We start from the raw sequence: 3,667 nt of genomic DNA, 5'->3' as shown, positions 1-3,667 counted from the left end.
GGCGGGTGCATGTCCTGGCGCAGCAGCGTGGCCAAGGGTTCGTGAAGTTGCACGGCGCGGTCCAGCTCGGCGTCGGCGCCAGGGCTGTAGGCGCCCAGCTGGATCAGGTCGCGCGCCTTCTGGTATTTGGAGTGCAGCTGGCGGAAGCGCCGCGCCGCGTCGATGTGCTCGGGCGCGGCCACGTTGTTCATCACGCGCGAGATTGATTTTTCGACGTCGATGGCGGGGTAGTGGCCGGCCTCGGCCAGCTCGCGGGTGAGCACGATGTGGCCGTCGAGGATGCCGCGCGCGGCATCCGCGATCGGGTCTTGCTGATCGTCGCCTTCGGACAGCACGGTGTAGAACGCGGTGATCGAGCCGCCTCCGCGCAGGCCATTTCCGCTGCGCTCCACCAGCTGCGGCAGCTTGGCAAAACAGCTCGGCGGGTAACCCTTGGTGGCTGGCGGCTCGCCGATGGCGAGTGCGATCTCGCGCTGGGCCATCGCGTAGCGGGTCAGCGAGTCCATCAGCAGCAGCACGTGCTGGCCCCGGTCGCGAAAGTGTTCGGCAATGGCGGTGGCGTAGTTGGCGCCCTGCATGCGGGTGAGCGGCGGCGCGTCGGCGGGAGCGGCCACCACCACCGAGCGGCGAATGCCTTCTTCGCCCAGGATGTCTTCGATGAACTCTTTCACTTCACGGCCGCGCTCGCCGATCAGCCCGACCACGATCACGTCGGCTGCGGTGTAGCGGGCCATCATGCCCAGCAGCACCGATTTGCCGACGCCGGTGCCGGCGAAGAGGCCGATGCGCTGGCCACGGCCCACGGTGAGCATGGCGTTGATGGCGCGCACGCCGGTGTCCAGCGGCTGGCGGATCGGGTCACGGTCCATCGCATTGATCGAGCGGCGGATCAGCGGCTCCTTGTGCACATGGTGCAGCGGGCCCTTGCGGTCGATCGGGTGGCCGTGCGAGTCGATCACCCGCCCGAGCAGGCCGTCGCCCACCGGCAGGTGCTGCGTGCGGTCTTCGCCTCGGCGCCAGGGGTGGTAGGCGGCGCCCAGCTGCATCGGCACGATGGGCGAAGGGCGAGGTACCACACGGGCACCACTGGCCAGGCCTTGCACGTCACTGGTGGGCATGAGGTAGGCACGGTCGCCCGAGAAGCCCACCACTTCGGCGAGCACCGGCGGCTGGTTGTCGACACGGTGCTTGTCCATGTGAATCTGGCACACCGAGCCCACGGGCACGCGCAAGCCCGCGGCTTCGAGCACCAGGCCAGCCACGCGAACCAGCGTGCCTTGGGTCTCGAGCGCCACCGGCTCGGCGGAAAAGGTCTGCATGTCGGCCAGGTATCGCTGCCACTTTTCAGCGGTGGCCAGGGCCTGCTTTTCGTGCGGCGAGGTGATCATGAGTCGCTCACCTCGTCGTCATCGTCTGGCGTGGGGCCGCCGTTCCAGTGTTCGTCGATGCCCAGCGAGGCGGCAGCACGCCGCCAGCGGGCTTCCAGGCTCGCGTCGATCACACCAATGTCGGACTCGACCACACAGCCACCGCGTGTGACCGCGGTGTCTGACAACAAACGTGCACCACGCGCCACCAGCACCTCGGCCGCACCCTGCGCCACCAGGGCGTGGTCGTCGGGGTGCACGCGCAGCGTGATGTGGTGCGCGCTGAGCAGCAGCGTGTCGACAGCTTCCTGTGCCACGGCAACCACCAGTGCGGGGCGTTGCACCAGCTCGCTGCGCACGATCTGACGCGCCAGGTGAGTGGCCGCGACGGCCAGCGCACGCGCCATGTCTTGCTGCAGGTCGTCGAGCTGCTGGTTGTAGGACAGCATCAGCGCGCCCACCTGGGCGGTGGTCTGCGCGGCAAAACTTTGTTTGAAACCTTCGAGTGCCACCAGGCCATCGCGGTAACCGTCTTGGTAGCCGGCCGTGCGCGCAGCGCGCACATGCGCAGCCAGCTCTTCAGCGGGCGAGGGCTTGGGCGGCGCAGGCGGGGCCGGGGGCTCGGCGCGTTGCAACGGCGAGGCCTGGGTGTCGTCACCCCCCGACAGCGCACCCGGCTTCCAGGCCGCGAAGGAGTTGAGCTCTTCGCGCGGGATGAAACGGCTGTAGGGCGTGGCCGGCTTGGCCGCACCGCCACCTGGCGGTTTAGAGGAATTCATCGTCACCGCCGCCTCCGAGCACGATCTGGCCTTCGTCGGCCAGGCGTCTGACGATCTTCAGCATCTCTTTCTGTTCGGCCTCGACCTCGCTCACGCGCACCGGGCCGCGGCCCTCGAGGTCTTCACGCAGCGTTTCGGCCGCACGGGTCGACATGTTGCGGAACACCTTCTCGCGCATCTCTGGCGTGGCGCCCTTGAGCGCGATGACCAGCGATTCGGACTGCACTTCCTTCATCAAGAGCTGGATGCCCTTGTCGTCGATCTTCTCCAGATCGTCGAAGGTGAACATGTTGTCCATGATCTTCTGCGCAAGCTCGTTGTCAGCCTCGCGGATGTAGTCGAGCACCGCGGTCTCGACGCTCGCACCCATCAGGTTGATCATTTCGGCGGCCGTCTTCACGCCACCCAGCGAGGCCTTGCGCAGCTTGTCGCCACCGGCCAGCACCTTGCTCATGACTTCGTTCAGGTCTTTCAGCGCCGAGGGCTGGATGCCGTCGAGCGTGGCCACGCGCACCAGCACTTCGTTGCGCTGGCGTTCGGTGAAACACTTGAGCACACCCGAGGCCTGGTCATAGTCGAGGTGCACCAGGATGGCGGCCACGATCTGCGGGTGTTCGTTGCGCAGCAGCTCGGCCACCGATTGCGCGTCCATCCACTTCAGGCTTTCGATGCCACTCACATCGCCGCCCTGCAAGATGCGGTCGATCAGCAGGTTGGCCTTGTCGTCGCCGAGCGCCTTGCGCAAGACCGCTTTCACGTACTCGTCGGTGTCGGTCACCAGAATGCTCTGCTCCGAGGCCACGACGGCGAACTTTTCCAGTACGCCCTCGACCTTCTCGCGCGGGATGCTCTTCATCTTGGCGATGGTTTCACCCAGGCCTTGCACTTCCTTGGGCGTGAGGTGCTTGAACACCTCGGAGGCTTCTTCCTCTCCGAGTGACATCAGCAGAATCGCTGCGTCTTCGAGACCTTGTGCGTCCATGCTTTTCTCTTATGCCTTCAAGGTGTCGCCATTGACCCAGCCGCGCACGATGCTTGCCACCGCCGTGGGGTTCTCTTTGGCAAAGGCGCGCGCACTTTGCAGGTGGGCGCTGACCTTGGGCGACTCGATGCGCAGGAATTCGGGTTCTGCAGCGGGCAGTGCCTCGTCGTCGGCGACCACGTTGAGCGCGTTGCCACGCGCGTCGACCGGTGAGGCGGGCTGGAGCGCGGCCTTGAGGGCCGGGCGGATCAGCACGAACACCACCACCAGGGCCACCAGCGCCAATGCAGCGGGCACGGCGCCGGCGCGCATCAGGTCGACGGTCTGAGGTTGTTTCCACAACGGGGTGTCGTCTTTGGCCACGGCCTCGACCTTGAACGGCGCGTTGATCACCTTGACCGAGTCGCCCCGGTCCTGTTTGAAGCCGATGCTCTCGCGCACCAGGGTGTTGAGTTTTTCCAGCTCGTCGGTGGTGAGAGGCACCACGCTGGTCTTGCCCTTGGCGTCGGTCACGCTGCGGTGGTTGACGACCACGGCAG

At 66.4% G+C, this 3,667-nt stretch carries 4 protein-coding genes; all 4 read right to left on the bottom strand.

Annotated elements, in window-relative coordinates:
- Positions 1-1,388: flagellar protein export ATPase FliI (gene fliI, locus RMO40_RS13215; RefSeq protein ID WP_309721853.1), on the bottom strand; the 1,388-nt coding region annotated here is incomplete at its 3' end.
- Positions 1,385-2,146 carry a FliH/SctL family protein gene (locus RMO40_RS13210; protein WP_309721849.1) on the bottom strand — a complete coding sequence of 254 codons (762 nt, stop codon included), beginning with the start codon at positions 2,144-2,146 and terminating at the stop codon, positions 1,385-1,387. The genes fliI and RMO40_RS13210, both read right to left, overlap by 4 nt.
- Positions 2,133-3,128 (bottom strand): flagellar motor switch protein FliG, encoded by a 996-nt coding sequence (fliG, locus tag RMO40_RS13205; RefSeq protein ID WP_309721842.1) that lies wholly within the window; start codon positions 3,126-3,128, stop codon positions 2,133-2,135. Before fliG ends, RMO40_RS13210 begins: the two co-directional genes overlap by 14 nt.
- 9 nt (positions 3,129-3,137) lie before the next feature.
- A partial coding sequence (locus tag RMO40_RS13200) for a flagellar M-ring protein FliF C-terminal domain-containing protein (protein WP_309721839.1) occupies positions 3,138-3,667 on the bottom strand: 530 nt, incomplete at its 5' end.

This window comes from Rhizobacter sp. (assembly GCF_031412075.1).
Classification (GTDB): Bacteria; Pseudomonadota; Gammaproteobacteria; order Burkholderiales; family Burkholderiaceae_C; genus Rhizobacter.
The sequence above is the reverse complement of the archived record's forward strand: the minus strand, read 5'-3'. Positions and strand labels throughout refer to the sequence as shown.